At 25.7% G+C, this 17,465-nt stretch carries 14 protein-coding genes and 1 CRISPR repeat array; of the genes, 12 read left to right on the top strand and 2 right to left on the bottom strand.

The window, feature by feature from the left end; translation table 11 throughout:
• Positions 1 to 98: 98 nt before the first annotated feature.
• The 5 genes from NG918_RS12985 to cas3 all read left to right on the top strand — a co-directional run bounded on the left by NG918_RS12985 (position 99) and on the right by cas3 (position 6,533).
• On the top strand, positions 99 to 794 hold the full coding sequence (locus NG918_RS12985; RefSeq protein WP_252226528.1) for a CRISPR-associated endoribonuclease Cas6: 696 nt from the start codon (positions 99 to 101) through the stop codon (positions 792 to 794).
• Positions 795 to 796: 2 nt separating this feature from the next.
• Positions 797 to 2,536 (top strand): hypothetical protein, encoded by a 1,740-nt coding sequence (locus NG918_RS12990; protein ID WP_252226530.1) that lies wholly within the window; start codon positions 797 to 799, stop codon positions 2,534 to 2,536.
• Between the two features lies 1 nt (position 2,537).
• Entirely contained in the window at positions 2,538 to 3,473 is a 936-nt protein-coding gene (cas7i, locus tag NG918_RS12995) for a type I-B CRISPR-associated protein Cas7/Cst2/DevR (RefSeq protein WP_252226532.1), read from the top strand.
• Positions 3,474 to 3,475: 2 nt separating this feature from the next.
• Complete coding sequence (gene cas5, locus NG918_RS13000; RefSeq protein WP_252226534.1) at positions 3,476 to 4,189, top strand: CRISPR-associated protein Cas5; 714 nt, start codon at positions 3,476 to 3,478, stop codon at positions 4,187 to 4,189.
• Positions 4,190 to 4,313: 124 nt separating this feature from the next.
• Positions 4,314 to 6,533, top strand: coding sequence for a CRISPR-associated helicase Cas3' (gene cas3, locus NG918_RS13005; RefSeq protein WP_252226536.1), 2,220 nt, complete (start codon positions 4,314 to 4,316; stop codon positions 6,531 to 6,533).
• A 214-nt stretch (positions 6,534 to 6,747) separates the two neighbouring features.
• Positions 6,748 to 7,368: a CRISPR direct-repeat array (repeat unit 30 nt; unit sequence GATTAACCTTAACATGAGATGTATTTAAAT).
• A gap of 85 nt (positions 7,369 to 7,453) precedes the next feature.
• On the opposite strand, the gene NG918_RS13010 is transcribed toward cas3, so the two are convergent.
• The gene (locus tag NG918_RS13010) at positions 7,454 to 8,353 is read right to left on the bottom strand and encodes a LysR family transcriptional regulator (protein WP_252212201.1); all 900 of its coding nucleotides are present in this window, start codon (positions 8,351 to 8,353) and stop codon (positions 7,454 to 7,456) included.
• 173 nt (positions 8,354 to 8,526) lie between these two features.
• Between NG918_RS13010 and NG918_RS13015 the strand changes: the two genes are divergently transcribed.
• From NG918_RS13015 to NG918_RS13030, 4 genes are all read left to right on the top strand, one after another.
• Complete coding sequence (locus NG918_RS13015) at positions 8,527 to 9,765, top strand: MFS transporter (protein ID WP_252226538.1); 1,239 nt, start codon at positions 8,527 to 8,529, stop codon at positions 9,763 to 9,765.
• 131 nt (positions 9,766 to 9,896) lie between these two features.
• Positions 9,897 to 11,105: a GNAT family N-acetyltransferase gene (locus NG918_RS13020; RefSeq protein WP_252212203.1), complete on the top strand. Its 1,209-nt coding sequence runs from the start codon at positions 9,897 to 9,899 to the stop codon at positions 11,103 to 11,105.
• A 321-nt stretch (positions 11,106 to 11,426) separates the two neighbouring features.
• Entirely contained in the window at positions 11,427 to 12,617 is a 1,191-nt protein-coding gene (locus NG918_RS13025) for a deaminase domain-containing protein (protein WP_252212204.1), read from the top strand.
• A gap of 105 nt (positions 12,618 to 12,722) precedes the next feature.
• A complete protein-coding gene (locus tag NG918_RS13030) occupies positions 12,723 to 13,181 on the top strand; it encodes a hypothetical protein (protein ID WP_252212205.1) in 459 nt (152 codons plus the stop codon).
• Between the two features lie 105 nt (positions 13,182 to 13,286).
• On the opposite strand, the gene NG918_RS13035 is transcribed toward NG918_RS13030, so the two are convergent.
• Positions 13,287 to 13,787 (bottom strand): spore coat protein, encoded by a 501-nt coding sequence (locus tag NG918_RS13035; protein ID WP_252212206.1) that lies wholly within the window; start codon positions 13,785 to 13,787, stop codon positions 13,287 to 13,289.
• 137 nt (positions 13,788 to 13,924) lie between these two features.
• On the opposite strand from NG918_RS13035, the gene NG918_RS13040 reads away from it, so the two are divergent.
• The 3 genes from NG918_RS13040 (at position 13,925) to NG918_RS13050 (ending at position 17,426) form a co-directional block, all read left to right on the top strand.
• Positions 13,925 to 14,659 carry a tetratricopeptide repeat protein gene (locus NG918_RS13040; RefSeq protein ID WP_252212207.1) on the top strand — a complete coding sequence of 245 codons (735 nt, stop codon included), beginning with the start codon at positions 13,925 to 13,927 and terminating at the stop codon, positions 14,657 to 14,659.
• A 219-nt stretch (positions 14,660 to 14,878) separates the two neighbouring features.
• Positions 14,879 to 16,537, top strand: a complete 1,659-nt coding sequence (gene hcp, locus NG918_RS13045) for a hydroxylamine reductase (RefSeq protein WP_252226541.1) — start codon at positions 14,879 to 14,881, stop codon at positions 16,535 to 16,537.
• 235 nt (positions 16,538 to 16,772) lie between these two features.
• Positions 16,773 to 17,426: an HAD family hydrolase gene (locus NG918_RS13050; protein ID WP_252226543.1), complete on the top strand. Its 654-nt coding sequence runs from the start codon at positions 16,773 to 16,775 to the stop codon at positions 17,424 to 17,426.
• The last annotated feature ends 39 nt before the right edge of the window (positions 17,427 to 17,465 follow it).

Genomic DNA, 17,465 nt, shown 5'->3' on the forward strand with positions numbered 1-17,465 from the left:
ACATTAACATGAGATGTATTAAAGTTATTAATATGTAAAGGTAACTTGAAAGAAATGTTAATATATAAATATTTTACAAATAAATAGGAGATGAAACCATGAGGTATACTGAATTAACGCTTACCACCTTGCTAAAAACAAACATAAAATTTACACAAAGTAGCGAAATTATTGGAAAAAACATAAGCTATGCAATGCTAAGAGATTCCAAATTAAAAGAATACCATGAAGAAAAACTATATAAATATGTTTTTGATAATTTCTTTCCTATTGAAAAAGATGGTATATATAAAGAAAATAGAATTTATATATTTAATATAAGAGGTTTTGATGAAAATATTATTAGTAAACTTAAGTGCTGTTTAGATAACTATGAAAGCAATGATTTAAAAATAATTTCAATAGAAATAAAAGAAATAGATAAGAAACAAATAACTTTTTTAAAAACAGTAACACCTGCTATTATAACAGTAGATAGTAAACCATGGTTATATAGTATGGATATTTTAAATTTAGTTAAACGACTTCATGCAAATGCTGAAAAAAAATACAGGTTTTTCTTTGGAGAAGAGATTGGAAAGACTGAAGACTATTTTATTGAAAAATTAAAGATATTAAATAATAAACCAATACCATATAGATATAAAGGAAAAACATTATTAGGAAATAAATTTAAAATAAAAGTAAATGAAGATCAAAAATCTCAAAAATTAGCTTTTACTATATTAGGAGCAGGACTTGCTGAAAAAAATTCCATATTGGGAGCTGGATATTCTATAACTGACAGGAGGTGATTATGGATATGAAGGAGGATATATTAGTAAAAGAATTCTATAAGAAAGATGTTTTTTATAACAATGGATTAGTAAATTTAAAATTATATTTGGATGAAGTTAATATAGAAGAAATTAAATATGAATTAACAAATAGCAAATTAGCTTTAAAAATACCTAAAAATCAGATTGATAATTATTACAATGAAATTTTCAAAGGATTTCTTACTAATAATGAAATAGTTTTTCAAACTCAAAATAAAAGATTATATTGGGATAAGTATAATGGAAATTTTATTTATAGTGAGAAATATGATATTAAGGGAAAGTCAACAGGGAATGATGTAAAGAACTTGTATGAATACATTACTCCAAAAGAATTAGAAAAAACAACAGAAGAATTATTTAATATTTATATGAAATTTGCTGAAAAATACCCACTAAATGAGTCAAATATTAAAGAGGATAGTAAACTATTTAGAAAAGGAACAGACTTTAAAGTTAATAGCAAATGTAGAATACCATTAATAATGACAAGAGATGAAGCTTTTGAACGTTATATGGATTATTTAATTAAGGGAGATAAATTAAAAGTTGATTCTAAAATACACCAATTTGAAGACGGTGGTAAATGTTTTAGAGATATGCTTATTAATAAAGATAATTATATAGATAAATGGGATGCACTTATTTATTGGTGTGGAGTAAAAGTTAAACGATTTTATAATTCATCATATTTCATATATGTAAATTCATTTGATTTATTATCATTATTAGAAATAAAAAGAGATTTATTTAAAAATATAACTGATAATCCACTGAAGGTTAAAGATAAAAAAGGTGGCAATTTTAAAACTATACCTACCAATGTGGATGTTTATGAAAAATTAAGTAATGATGGTATACAAAATCAGAATTTCTATATTTCAAATAGTATAGTAGAATTTGAATTAAAATTTTTTATGTATATAGAGTCATATGTTTTTAATATTGCAACAGAATATGAACTCTTAAATATAGATAAAATACAAAAACAGCAGAAAAAATTATATAACAGTATATCTAAAATGAATTTAGTTACGTATACAGAAGATGGAGATATGAAGTCGACTTTTGAAGAATATACAAAATCATACAAGGTAATTATGTTTTTAAAAAAATTAATAGAGACAAAAACTAAGAATGATTCTACGTTATTTAAATATTTTTCATATTTAATTACTGCAATTACAATGTCAAAAGCACCTAAAGAAAAAGTTAATTTATACATAAAAAGATTTTGTGAAAATATACTTAAATTTATAAATTTAAGAGATGTATATTATGAAGTTTCATTTAAAATTTTAAGAAACAATACAATTGGACTTGGAAATACGCTTTATGAATTTGAAAATTTATATTTACAGGAAATTGGAAGAGGTGGAGAAATAATGAGTTTACACAGCAAAGCAAAGGAAATAGGGGAAAAGATAGGGGTATTTTGTGGGACTATAGAGGATAAAGATTTACTATTTAAGTTAAGAAATATAAAAAATCATAAACAATTAATTAGTTATTTTAGAGATTTTAAATTTGCAGTATTGAAAAAGCAAGATGTTGCAAGATTTAAAAATGAATTTAATCAAATAATGGATGAAATATTTGTTGAACTAGAAAGAAAACCAGAAAATTGGGAAATTGTGAGAGATTATATTGCTATTTATTCCATAGATAAATATAAGTCAGTAACATATAAAATAAGTAAAGAGAAAGTAGGTAATTAACATGTTTTATAATATTTCGTATATATCAAAGGTAAATTTAGCCTCCTTAAATGGTAGTGAGGGAATGGGAGGAAACATAATTCCAATAAAGAAAATTATAGATAATCAGGGAGAAGAGTATGCGTATATATCAGGGCAGGCTCAAAGAAGATATTTAAAAGAAACATTGAGACAACTTGGGGAAAGAATAAGTGCAGTAAATGAAGAGGGAAATCCTAATTTTCTAGAGTTAAATGATAAAATTTATGATAAGAAGAAAGAGAAGTTTGATGATAAACAATTAATGTATAAAGAGTTTTGCGATCTTGATTTATTTGGATATATGTTACCTAAAGGAGGGAGAAGATGGTCACCAGTTAAGGTTTCACCTATGGTTTCAATACAGCCATATAAGGGATATTATGATTATTTAACAAGAAAGCAATATGTAAAAGATGAATCTAAAAAAAGTGGAAATATTGTTCAGGTAGAAATTGATACATTAAATTATATGAGAGGAAATATAATTATCGATTTAAAAAATATAGGCAATGAAGTGAATGAATATACGTATGAAATTACACCTATGCTTTCAGAAAAAGAAAAGATAAATAGAATTAATACCCTCATAGATGCAATAAGATTTTTAAATGGTGGAGCCAAGCAATCAAGAAACTTAGAAGATATTTCGCCTAAATTTGTTGTTATTGCAAAACAGAAGACTGGTAATCCATTTTTATTAAACAGCATTTATGTTGATAAATATAATTCTTTAGATTTTAAATCTATAATAGATGAAATTAGAGACAATAAATCTGTTATTGATAAAATTATAGTTGGAATTTCCAGAAACATATTTTCTAATGAAAAAGAAATTGAAGAAGGATTTTTAAGTGCAGATATTAAAATTTGTTCAATAACTGAGGCATTTGATTTTATAAAGATGGGAATTGATTAAGAATGAATGTTATAAGGTTTAGGATTGAAGGCATTTTTAATTCCTTTAGAATACCATTTTTTAGAACATACCATAAGACTTTTTTAGCACCACCTAAAACTACAATAGTAGGAATGATTACAAATATAATGAGAAAATCAGAAGCTTACTATTATGAATTATTAAATGAAGAAAAGATTCAGCTTTCAGTAGTAATAGACTCAATACAAGGCAAGGCAAAAGATTTATGGTCATATAAAACATTAGAAAATAAAAGTGGAATGCATGGACGTAGCATAATAAGAAGAGATAAATTATTTAAAGCAAAATATACAATATATCTTAAGATAAAAGATGATGAATTGAGTAATAAAATTTATAACGCTCTTTTAGAACCTAAATGCATTCCTTCACTTGGATTAGATGAGGAAATAGTAAAAATTTATGATATTGAAAAAAATCTGCAATTGAATATAAATAAATCTAATTTTATTAATTCAGTTTTTATGGATAAAGGTTATTATTATGAAGTTAAAATAAAAAATATACAAGAAAACATGGAAATGCCCACAGCTAATATTGTTCCATTAAAATACGAAGTTAAGTTTGATGAAAATTATAGAACTGTAAGAAAAAATAAAGATGAGTATAAGCAAGTTGAGTATATTAATTGTTTTGTTGAACTAAAAGAAACTGAAAGTTATGAGTGTGATCATAACAAAATAGTATTTTATTAAAGCTACATTATATGTGTTGCATGATATATGTTGCATGAATAAACATTCATAGAATCAAAATGTTTTATGAAAAGTTATATTGTAACATATATTTTTATTTTGGAAGAGGGGTCATTAATTATAAATGAAAGGAACAATTGCAAAACTAATAACAGATTCAAAAACAAATAAAAAAAGGTTTCAGAATTTAGAAGAACACACAACAATGGTTATTGCTGAAGCTTTAAAATTAATTAATGATGAACAACTAAATATCATTTCAGAAGAAAGTGGATTTAGTAAAGATAAAATTAAGGATTTAATATTCTTAATAGCTTATTTTCATGATATAGGAAAAGCAACAGAAGAGTTTAAATATGGGATTTTAAATAATAAAAAAAGTTATCATGCATTATATTCATGTAGCCTATTCATTAAAGTAACAGATTTTGAATTTAGTGAAGAAACAGAAATTAATATGTTGATGCTTTGCATATTGACACATCATTCAATTTTTAATAAATATAGTACATTTAAATATATAAATAGTAAAGAATTTAAGCATACATTTTTTAAAGAGGCTAAAGTATTTTTTTATAAATATAAAGAAATGTATGAGAAGTATATGAATAAAAAATGTATTTATAATTTAAAATACAAAGAATTTGGTTTATCAGAGTTACAAAAAGAAATAAAAGTTATCTATTATTATATTGAACGTATAAAAAATAAAGAGATGTTAGCTCTAAGATGGCTTTATTCATATGTTCTTGGAATTATAAATTTAGCTGACTGGATTGCTTCTGCAAAATTTAATGAGACACTTCCTAAAATTAAATTTGATAAAATACCAGAAAAAGAAGAAGTGAGAATTAAGTTAGCTAAAAAAAATGAAACTAAAAAATTTAATTTAAAAAATTTTCAACAAGAACTTTCTAAATATGAAGGAAGCCTGATGGTAGAAATACCAACAGGAGAAGGAAAAACAGAAGGGGGATATTTTTGGGCAATAAATAATTTAAAAAATTGCCATAGTAGAATAATATACACGCTTCCAACTCAAACAACATCCAATAAAATATATGAAAGATCTAGTGAAGTATTTGGAGAAAATACAGGACTAATACACAGTGCTTCAAAAATACTTTTAGAAAAAAAATATGAGTCTGAAAATGGTATAGTTGATGAGTTATTTAAAAGTAACATTTTATTTAATGCAACTTTTAACAAGGGAATGACAGTATGTACAGTAGATAGTTTATTTAAATACTTTTTGAATATAGGAAGATATAATATAGCTATGCTTAACTTTTTGAATTCTGTAATAGTAATAGATGAAATACATTCATATGATTTTAAACTCATGGGATTTATGAAAAGATTTTTAGAAATTTGCAGTGAATATAAAGTTGCATATTGCTTAATGAGTGCATGCATTCCAAATAAGATAAAAGAAAAGTTAGAAATACAAAATTTACATGTTATAACTGATAAAAATATGTTTAATAAAAAATCAAATTATATATATAAAATTGAAAATAGTCTAGATAACGATTTAAATAATATAGTAGATACTTTTAGTGAAGGAAAAAACATATTAGTAGTTAGGAATACTATTAAATCTTCAATAAAAACTTACATCGTTTTAAAAAGTAAAGGTATAGAGAATATAATTTTATATAATTCACAATTTAAGAAAAAAGATAGAGTAGAAAAAGAAAATTTAATATATGAGAAATTAAAAAATAAAGAATTTTTTATTTTAGTAGCTACTCAGGTGGTAGAAATTTCTTTAGATATAGATTTTGATATTTTATTTACTGATAATGCACCAATAGATTCATTAATACAAAGATTTGGAAGAGTAAATAGGAGCAAAATTAAAGATAAACTAGGCAAAATATATATTTATAGATATACACAAATTGTACCATACAATACATTGCCTAAAATATTAGATTTAACATATGAAATAATAGAACAAGGTATATTTTCCATAAGCCAATACACTAAATGGGCCAATAATGTTTATGATAAATTATTTAATGAAAAATTGGCATTAGATATAATAAATAGAAAATTTAAAGAGGGATATGAGAAATTTGATAAAAATTTAAAACAACTTTATGGAATAAGCAAAAGTGATGATATATATGATTTAAGGGATATAGATGATTATAAGCAAGATTATATCTTGTTAGAGGACTACAATAATGGAAATACAACCTACAATAATACTATTTCGCTTAAAAGGGTTTATGATGATAAAGATATATGTATAAAAAAGGATTATAAAAAAGGAATCTATTATGATGTTGTTGATAGAAAATATAATTTTGAAATAGGAGTAATTAGTCAAACTTAGTTCATGAAAATTACATTTAAGTATAAAAATAATATATATTTTACCAGGTGATTATACTAATTCAACTACTGTAAGACTATATGAGTACAGGGATAAGTGAAGTTTTAAAACAATTTAGTTAATATTTTAAAATCATTTGGTAAAATTTTTGTAATGTGTTACTATTACTGTATTACAGAAATAGTAACATTTTAAGAATGGCTTATTTTCAATGGATTAACCTTAACATGAGATGTATTTAAATTGTAATTCTTATGGTTAATAGTACTTATTTTAAAAGATTAACCTTAACATGAGATGTATTTAAATCCTCTTTGTTCTTCGTCCAATTTACATATTGTGAATGATTAACCTTAACATGAGATGTATTTAAATGCTAATGCTTGTACTGTAAATTTAACACCATGCATGATTAACCTTAACATGAGATGTATTTAAATATGATAATATAATATGTTGCAATGATAATGAGATATGATTAACCTTAACATGAGATGTATTTAAATGTAGATACTACATAAGCACTACTTGTAACTTTTAACGATTAACCTTAACATGAGATGTATTTAAATAAGTATGGTCAAAAAATATTGGATGATTCAATTTTAGATTAACCTTAACATGAGATGTATTTAAATAGGATAAAAATAGTTAAAGGGAAAGAATATCGAGAGATTAACCTTAACATGAGATGTATTTAAATCTATCTTGCGTAGCTTTCATCATTCTAAAATCATCAGATTAACCTTAACATGAGATGTATTTAAATCTTTTACTCAGTTCAATAGTTTTTATTTTTCGTTTAGATTAACCTTAACATGAGATGTACTTAAAAATATTATATAAATTCAATTTTTCTTTAAGATTTTAGTATTATATACTAAAATTTATTGTTTGTATGAATAAGGTTATTTACCAGATTAATTAAAAATATTTTTATCAAACATTTCTATAAAATTACGTGAAATATTTGATAGAGGTTTATTTTTAGTCCATATTAATCTTAAATATGACTCAATTGATGGTTCTATTATCTTTTTTATTTTTAGATTAACATTGGGTAAGATATTAGAAGCTGTAAGTGGTAAAATAGAAATTCCAATTCCAGCTTCGGCCCAACTTAAAGATGTAATAATATCATCATTTTTACATATTATCTGTGGTTCAAAGCCTGCTTTATTACAAGCACTTTTTATAACATCATCGTATCTTCGATTAATTATTAATGGCTTATCTTTTAATTCTTTAATGAGAATAGTGTTACTTTCTATGGAATCATAGAATTTAGATTTTGCAATTGTAACAAAATAGTCATTTAAGTTATTTTCAAGATTATCTTTAATTACAAATGAATTATATAGTGATAGATTAAATGGTTCTCTCACAAATCCAACATCAATTAGTCCATTATTTAATAGTTCCATTATTTTAAAACTATTGCCCTCATATATTTCATAATCTATTTTAGGATGTTGTTTACAAAATTCCTTTATTTTTTGTGGCAAAATATTAATCCCTGAAGAACAAACTGTTCCTATACCTAGTGTTCCTTCTATTCCATCATTAAAATTCTTTATTTCATTAACAGTTGATTTATACAACTCAAGGAGTTGTGAAGATTTATTTTGAAGCAAAATACCAGCATCTGTTAATTCTAAACTTCTACTCGTTCTATTGAACAATGTTACTCCAAGTTCTTCTTCTAGTAATTTAAGCTGTTTGCTTAAAGGGGGTTGAGAAATATTAAGTTTTTTAGCTGCTGCAGTTATATGACCTTCTTCAGCTATGGTTAAAAAATATCTAAGCTGTCTTATATCCATCATCATTCACCTATCTATTCATATCTTTTAAGTATAGATCTATTCCTAATATGTATTTTAAATATAGATTTTCTCTTGATATAATAATAAGGAATAAATTATATTTTTACAAGTAAAGATAAATAATACAAAATTACTTAAAAATATAAACTTACATGAAAAGAAGGTTTAATATGAACAAAAAATTTATAAGACTATTTGCAGCTGGACATTTAGTAACAGACATTTATCAAGGAGCATTACCAGCAATGTTACCATTTCTTATATCAGAGAAAAACTTAAGTTATGCAGCAGCAGCATTCTTAATTTTTGCAGCCAATGCAAGCTCATCAATAATACAACCTCTATTTGGAATTTATGCAGATAAAATTTCGCTTCCTTGGGCACTTGGAACAGGTGTACTGCTAGGTGGTATAGGAATTGGAGTATCAGGAGTTACAAGTAGTTATAATATGATATTTGCTTTAGTAGCTTTAAGTGGAGTAGGAATAGCATTATATCATCCAGAAGGTGCTAGGCTTACAAATAAATTTTCAGGTGAAAATAAAACAACTGCAGTGAGTCAATTTGCAGCAGGTGGAAATATTGGTTTTGCAGTAGGGCCAATAATAACAACAGTAATTTTATCAATCTGGGGCTTAAAGGGAACTATAATATTGTGTATTCCTGCAATAATAATGGGACTAATACTTTTATACGAATCAAGATATTTTTCTAAAAATGAAAATGAATTAGTTAATGAAGGCAATTGTATAAGAAATGAAGAAGTAGTAAAAGTTGATCAGTGGGGTGCTTTTGGAAGATTAACACTTACACTTCTTTGCAGATCCACAGTATTTTTCGGACTTAATACATTTTTAGCACTTTATTTTGTACATGTATTAAATCAATCAGAAGTACATGGAAGTATAGCATTATCTACATTAATTGTTGTTGGAGCAGTTGGAACATTATTTTCAGGAAAACTTGCTGATAAGGCTGGAAATAAAAAGGTGATAATAATGGGTTATTCTTGTTTATTACCACTATTAATAGCTTTTCTAAGTGTAAAAAATCCAATAATAGTTACTATAATATTGATTCCATTAGGATTTTTCTTATATATGCCATATAGCCCAATGATAGCACTTGGACAAAAGTATTTGCCTAATCATGTTGGACTAGCTTCAGGGGTAACAATGGGATTAGGAGTTACCATGGGTGGTGTTGTATCACCGATACTTGGATGGGTTTCGGATAACTATGGTATACACACAGCACTATGTACTTTAATAGTAATGCCTATTTTTGCAGTGATTTTGGCAAGAAAATTATCTGTATCTAATGAAGATATAGAAAAGGATGAAATACAAAAAGATGTGCAATCAAACACTAAAAAATTATCAAATAAGAGTTTAAATTTACAAAAATAATAAAACTTTCAAATAATATAAAGAATATGAGTTAAATAATGTGCTTTTGGGATTTTTAATAATTTGATATTCATAGATATGTTATAATCAATAGTAAGATAAACGGAATTTGGTTAAAGGAGTAATATTATATGAATAAAAAACAATTAAAGTTAAAAAGTATTGGAATAGAACATCTTGAGCAATATAACCAGTTATTAAGATATGTTTTTCAAGTCACTGAACACGAACTGAATCAAATTGGTTGGCAAGATAAAGAAATTATTCGTGCTAAATCACCAACATTGAAACAGGCAGATGTATTAGGGTGGTTTGATGGAGATAATCTGATTTCACAGGTGGCTGTTTATCCTATGAAAGTTCGTATTTTTAATTGCACATATGATATGGGTGGTCTTACTGGTGTTGGAACTTATCCGGAGTACTCAAATCAAGGGCTAATGCATAAACTATTGTATCAATCATTATACAATATGAAAGAACGTAAACAATTTATATCTTATTTATATCCATATTCTATTCCTTATTATCGCAGGAAGGGATGGGAAATAATATCTGATAAAATCACATATGAAATTAATGATTATCAGTTGCCAAAAAATCGGCAAGTAGCTGGAGATGTGAGACGTGTTCATATAGATAGTGACCAAGTGAAAGAAGCTTATAATAGATTTGCTTATTTGACACACGGTGCGCTATTGAGAGATAGTCTGGCTTGGAATGAATATTGGTTGTGGGATACAGATGATATAATGGCTGCAGTATATTACAATGAAGATGATAAACCAGATGGATATGTAATATATTGGATAGCTGATGATGTTTTTCATATTAAAGATATGATATTTGTTAATGAAGATGCAAGAATAGGATTATGGAACTTTGTAAGTGCTCATTTTTCTATGATTTCAAAGGTCGTAGGAAATACATTTACAGATGAGCCATTAGCATTTTTATTGGAGGATGCTGATATAAAAGAAATTATTTCACCATATTTTATGGCTAGAATTGTTGATTTTGAACATTTTATTGAAGAATATCCTTTTAAGGCTGATACTATAGAGCGTGAATGGACATTTACACTTAGTGATCCATTACTTGCTTGGAATCAAGGAACATTTACATTGAAAATTTCAAATGATGGAAAAGGTAAGGTAGTTCATTCAGTAGAAAAAACTACAGATAGAATCGATATTCAAACTATGACAACTATGTTATTAGGATATAAACGCCCAGATTATCTGCATAGAATTGGACGTATTGTGTGTAGTTCTAAGACTGTAGATATGTTGGAAGATGCAATAGAGCAGCAGTCACCATATTTTTCAGATTATTTTTAAAATTTAAGTTAAATTAATTGATTTCAATTTATAAATAATAACTTAATAATATATACCAAGATTGTATTATTAAAAAATATATGCTCTCCTTAAAGTAGAAAGATTAAAAATCTATAACTTTGAAAGGAGAGTATTTTTATGCAATCAATAACTAAGTATAAACTAGAGTGAAAATATAAAATCCCACATGATATGTTTAAGTATTTTAGTTGTAATTGCATACTGTAAAATAAAATGTATAATATAAGTTAGTATATTCTCTGAAATCTTATTCATAAGATAAAAAATATGTACTAAAAACGTTAATTTGGAGGAGTTATTGTGCAGGAAAAGAAAACTTTTAATTCTTTAAGAGGCAATACTCAAAGTATTGAAGAAGAGATTCCAATAAATACTTTATCAAAGAAGACAAAAAAAAGTCGGATTAAGATAAATAATTTAGATGAATTTAAAGATGCATTGAAAAAAGAAGGATATGAGATAAATAAGTTTGATGAAGAAAAATTTAAAGCGGATATTGTGAAAATTTTTCAAGTAGATAATAGTGTAATAGAGATTCTACATACATATATTAATAATCCTGAAATTACTTATAAAGTTTATGATACTAGCGATTTAATTGATTATATAAAAAAGATGATATTATTTGAAAATGAGCATAATAGGTTATGTGAAAAAATAAGTGCAATAAAAAAATTAAATATAGATAGAGTTGAATATGAACGAGAATCTAGCATTCAAGATAATGTTGAAGATATAATAAAGGCTATAGAAGAAATAAAAGATGATATATCTGGAATAATAAGTAGAGAAGGTAAGATTAGATTAGAAAATTTAGAAAAAGAAATAAATAAGGAATATCTTTATACAAAAGATATTGAATTATTGAAAAAAATGGTTCTTATTAAAAATGAAAATGTGAAACAAAAGTATAATAGTCAGTCTAAGATTAAAACAATATCTATAGAAATACCTAAAAAAATAAAGTATGAACATATTATAGCTAAGGAAGGTTCTGTAGAATATCATGATTATTTAAGTAGTAACATACCAAGAATACAACGTTTAATAAAGAATATACATAAATATATGAAAGTTGATGAAAAAGAAAAATCAACTTTTAACATAAATCAAAGTATGGCTTTACAGGATTCTATAAATATAGCTGTGGCAACATATGATAATAAAGAGTTTAAAGCAATAAGCGGAAGTAATGATATAAAGAACTATTGCAAGGTAACTTTATTAGAAAATGCAACTTTTAAAAGTAGTAAAGTTAATAAGCTTGGTAATTTAGGAATAGGATATAACAGAGTTAATGATAGTGAAAAAAAGATATTTGAAGAAATACATAGACAAATAGAGAAGAAAGCCTTGAAAGATGAAGGTACTCTTATTTTATATACTAAATTAGAGCCGTGTCCAAGCTGCTATTATGTAATTAGCCAGTTTTGTAAAAAGTATCCTAATATAAAAGTTGAAGTCAAATACAGCAAAAAATATGGAGAGTAGAAATTAGATGTATTTATAGAAATTAATTTTCTATATTTACCTCTTTATTTTTTTATAAAAATAATACATAATATAGTAAAAGTGTTATATATAGGAGATGGAGAGATGAGAGGAAAACATGCAATTGGAAATAGACCATTTGGTAATATACATTTAGACTATGTTAAATACAAAGACAGTGATAAAGATATTAGACAAATGTATGAAAGAGTAAAGAATGATTATTTAAAAAATAAAAATTTGGACATAGATTTAGAAAAGGCATATTTAAATGAGAGATTTATATCTTGTAGGGCATATTCAGAAAAATATTACTTAAATATATTTATGATAGCTGTAGTTGCTTTTTTGGGAGGAATTTCCACACAATATTCTAACAGACCAATTATGACATTAGCTATATTGCTTGCATTTATTATTATAGTAGTAAAGTCTTTTTCAAACATACATACAAAAGTAATGCTTAATAAAGAGAAATATGAACATAAGTATTATATTATATGTATTGAAGCTTTAAAAGAAATTGAACATGAACAAAACAGCATAATTGAAGTAGAAATCTAGATTAGAATAAAGAAATTATTTTAGAATATTAATTAGGTTTTAAATAAAAAATGGATTCAGATTACTTGAATCCATTTTTGTGATTTTATTTATGCCTTAGTTTAATTAGTTGTACATTCCATGTTGACTCATATAATTGTATAGTTGTTCACCATGTTCTTGTTCTTCTTTTTGAATATGATTTAACACTTGCCTCATATTTTTATCTTTAAATTCAAATATAGTTGTATTATAGGTAGAAGATACATATTTTTCAGTAGATAATGAATCTTGACATAACATTTTATCATTACTAATATCATTTTGAGTTAATTGAGAATTAGTAGCATTATTCATATTCATGTTTTGCATAGAAGTTTGATTTTGGTTAGCAGTTTGATTTTGATTAGATTGTTGACCTTGATTTACACTTGGAACACTTCCACTTAACATTTGATTAATAGTATCTAAATGTTGTTGTTCCTTTTGAGCTAATGTTGAAAATAAATTTTTTAATTCTACATCGCAAGCTTTATCAGAATATCTATTGTATTTTTCAACACATAATTCTTCATGACTTTTTTCATCTTGCAACAACATTCTTTCTTTCATACTTAGATTTACCATAAGAACACCTCCAAGTATAGTTTTACTAAAAAGTAAAATAATATTCATTTTCTTTTATTTATAATATATTCACTAAAAATTTCACTTTTATGTTAAAATGTAATTAAAAATTAAATACCAAAGTAGGTGTAGATGAAATGAAAGAAAACTTAAAAGATAAAATAGATAATTTTTTAAAGGAAAACAAGATAAATATAACAGGCGGAATTATAAAAACAGAAGAGGAACTTTCATTAGTTCTAAACAACATTGCTATGAGTGATTTAAAAAAAGGAAAACTTCAAAAGTCATTATATTTTGCGAGTAAAGCATTAGAATTTGATTCTAAGAATTATTATGCAATGTTTATAAAAGGACTTATTTACAGAGCTTCAAGAAATTTTAATGAGGCAATTAAATTATTTGATGAATATTATGAACTTAGCAAGGAGTCGTTGAGTCTTATTCACATAGGGTTTTGCTATGCAGAGTTAGGTGATATTGATAATGCATTAGATTATTTTAGAAAAGGTGAACAAGAATTTACAGAAGAAGAAAAGCATAATTATAGTAGTTTAATGTGTACTGTATATGAGTGTATCGGAAATATCTATATGAATAGAGAAAATGTTTTAGAGTTTAAAGAAAATGACAAGTTTAGTCTTAACTATAAGTTAGCTATTAAGTACTACAAAATGTCACTAAAAATAAACAAGAACAATCATTTATTACTTAATAAATTAGCAGCTTGTTATCATCATTTTGATGATGAGAAGAAAGCATTATATTGTTATGAAGAAGCAGTTAAGATTGCACCACAAATAGAAGAATATAAAGGTGCAATTGAGGAAATGAAGGAACAAGGAATTGTATCTGAGATTATAGAATTTTAATTTAATTATGAAAGTTTTTAAAGTTAGAAGTATATAATTTTCTACTTATATGTTTTGTTTTAATTTAAATATTGAGATTTTCAAATATAATAAAATCTTTGACAATGTTCATTTAGAGTATTGTTAAAGATTTTTTTTATAAAAATAGAAATAAGTACATATTAATTATTATTAAGTGAAACAATTAAGATAGACTAATTTTAATAGGAGTGATATGTTATGGAAGAAAATCCAATGTTTTGTTATCAATGCGAACAAACAGCAGGGGGAAAAGGTTGTACTAAATTAGGTGTATGTGGAAAGACACCTGAAGTAGCTAATCTTCAAGATTTACTTATATACCAATGTAAAGGTATAAGTGTTTATGCAATGGAACTTATAGAAAAGGGAGAAAACATAGATAAGAGTATTGTTAGATTCGTAGAAAATTCATTATTTACGACACTTACTAATGTTAATTTTGATGCAGAAGTTCATGTTGAAATGCTTAGAGATTCTCAAAAAATCAAAGAAGAATTGAGAAATAAAGTAGGGAATGATAAGGAATATCCAGAAGAAGCAACTTATGATTTAACTAAAACCAAGGAAGAAATGCTTAAAGACTCTAAAAAAGCTGGAATTATGTTTGATCAAAATATAGATGCAGATGTAAGATCACTTAGGCAAACAATTATTTATGGATTAAAAGGTATAAGTGCTTATGGTCATCAAGCTAGATTTTTAGGTTATTATGATGATCAAGTTGATAACTTTTATTTTAGAGGACTAGAGTGTACAACAAATGGTAATTTAAGTGTTGAAGAACTAATTAGAATGACAATGAGAACTGGAGATATGAGTGTAGCAGTTATGAAAAAATTAGATGAAGCTAATACTGAAACTTATAAAAATCCAACGCCACACAAGGTTAATGTACATATTAAGAAAGGACCATTTATAATTGTTTCTGGTCATGATTTAAGAGATTTAGAAATGCTACTTAAGCAAACAGAAGGAAAAGGAATTAACATATATACTCATGGGGAAATGATACCTAGCCATGGATATCCAGGACTTAAGAAATATAAACATCTTGTTGGTAATTATGGTGGAGCTTGGCAGGATCAACAAAAGGAATTCAATGGTATTCCAGGATGTATTCTTATGACTACAAATTGTCTTATGAGACCTAGGGAAACATATAAGGATAGAATATTTACTACAAGTGTAGTTGGCTGGGATGGAGTAAAGTATATAAAGGCAGAGAAGGATGGTTACAAAGATTTTACAGAGATAATAGAAAAGGCATTAGAACTTGGTGGATTTAAAGAATCAGAAGAACCACATGAAATATTAGTGGGTTTTGGGCATCATGCAACTTTAAGTAATGCAGAAACAATAGTAAATGCAGTTAAGGATGGGAAAGTTAGACACTTCTTCTTAATTGGAGGATGTGATGGGGCAAGGCCAGGAAGAAATTATTATACTGAATTTGCAGAGAAAGTTCCAAAGGATTGTATAATTCTTACTCTTGCATGTGGAAAATATAGATTTAATAAGCTAGATTTTGGAGAAGTTGCAGGACTTCCAAGATTGTTAGATGTTGGTCAATGTAACGATGCATATTCAGCAGTTAGAATTGCAACAGCACTTGCAGATGCTTTTGATACAGATGTAAATGGATTACCACTTTCAATAATTTTATCTTGGTATGAACAAAAAGCAGTTGCTGACCTTTTAGCATTACTTTCATTAGGCATAAAAGGAATATTTGTTGGACCAACTTTACCTGCGTTCTTTAGCCCTAATGTACTACAATATTTAGTTGATACATTTAATCTACAATTAATAAGTGAACCTGATGATGATTTAAGGACTTGTATGCAACAAGGAATTTAAATTATTAAAGTATAGTATGAGTTTTTAGAGATATATACAATAAAAAATAAGGATTGTTTTATGAAAATAATCCTTATTTTCATATGTAAGCTTAGAATATAATAAGTCGTAGCAATAAGATTATAAGTAACACTTATTTAAGTGTTGTTAAAAAAGTAACTTTAAAATATTAATAGGTAAAAAATTCTAATTATGTTATAATTAATAAAAGAAATAGAAAAGGGTGTGTGAAGTTATGAAGGCATTTATATTTGATATGGATGGTGTAATAATAGATAGTGAACCAATACATCGTCAGGTGCATGGCGAAATTATGAATACCTTGGGTATAAATATATCTAAGAGAGAATTAGCATTATATGCAGGTGCTACAAATGAATATATTTTTACAAAATTAAAAGAAAGATATGGAATAAAGAAATCTGTTAGTGAGCTTATGGAGTATAAATCTAAACTTATTATTAACAAAGTAAAAGAAGAGTCACTAGAACCTATAAATGGAATTAGAGAATTATTAAATGCTTTAAGAAAAAATAATATAAAGACAGCTATAGGATCATCTTCTCCTAGAAGTTTAATAGAAGCTGTTATAGATAAGTTTAATTTACATGGTGCTTTTGATTGTATAGTAAGTGGAGAAGAAGTTGAAAGAAGTAAACCATATCCTGATGTTTACATAGAAGTAAGCAAAAAGTTAGGTATAAGTCCAAAAAATTGTATAGTAGTTGAAGATTCTCATAATGGTGTACAAGCTGCTAAAAGAGCTGGAATGAAATGTATAGGTTTTGATAATGTAAATTCAGGTAATCAAGATTTATCAAAAGCTGATGTGATGGTAGATACTATAAGAAAAATAGATATATTTAATTTATGTAAATACTTTGAGTAGAATAAAGATTATTATTTTAAAATTTATTATTGACAAACT

Origin of the sequence: Clostridium sp. ZBS2 (assembly GCF_023845855.1) — a bacterium.
In the GTDB taxonomy this organism is placed as follows: Bacteria; Bacillota; Clostridia; order Clostridiales; family Clostridiaceae; genus Clostridium; species Clostridium aquiflavi.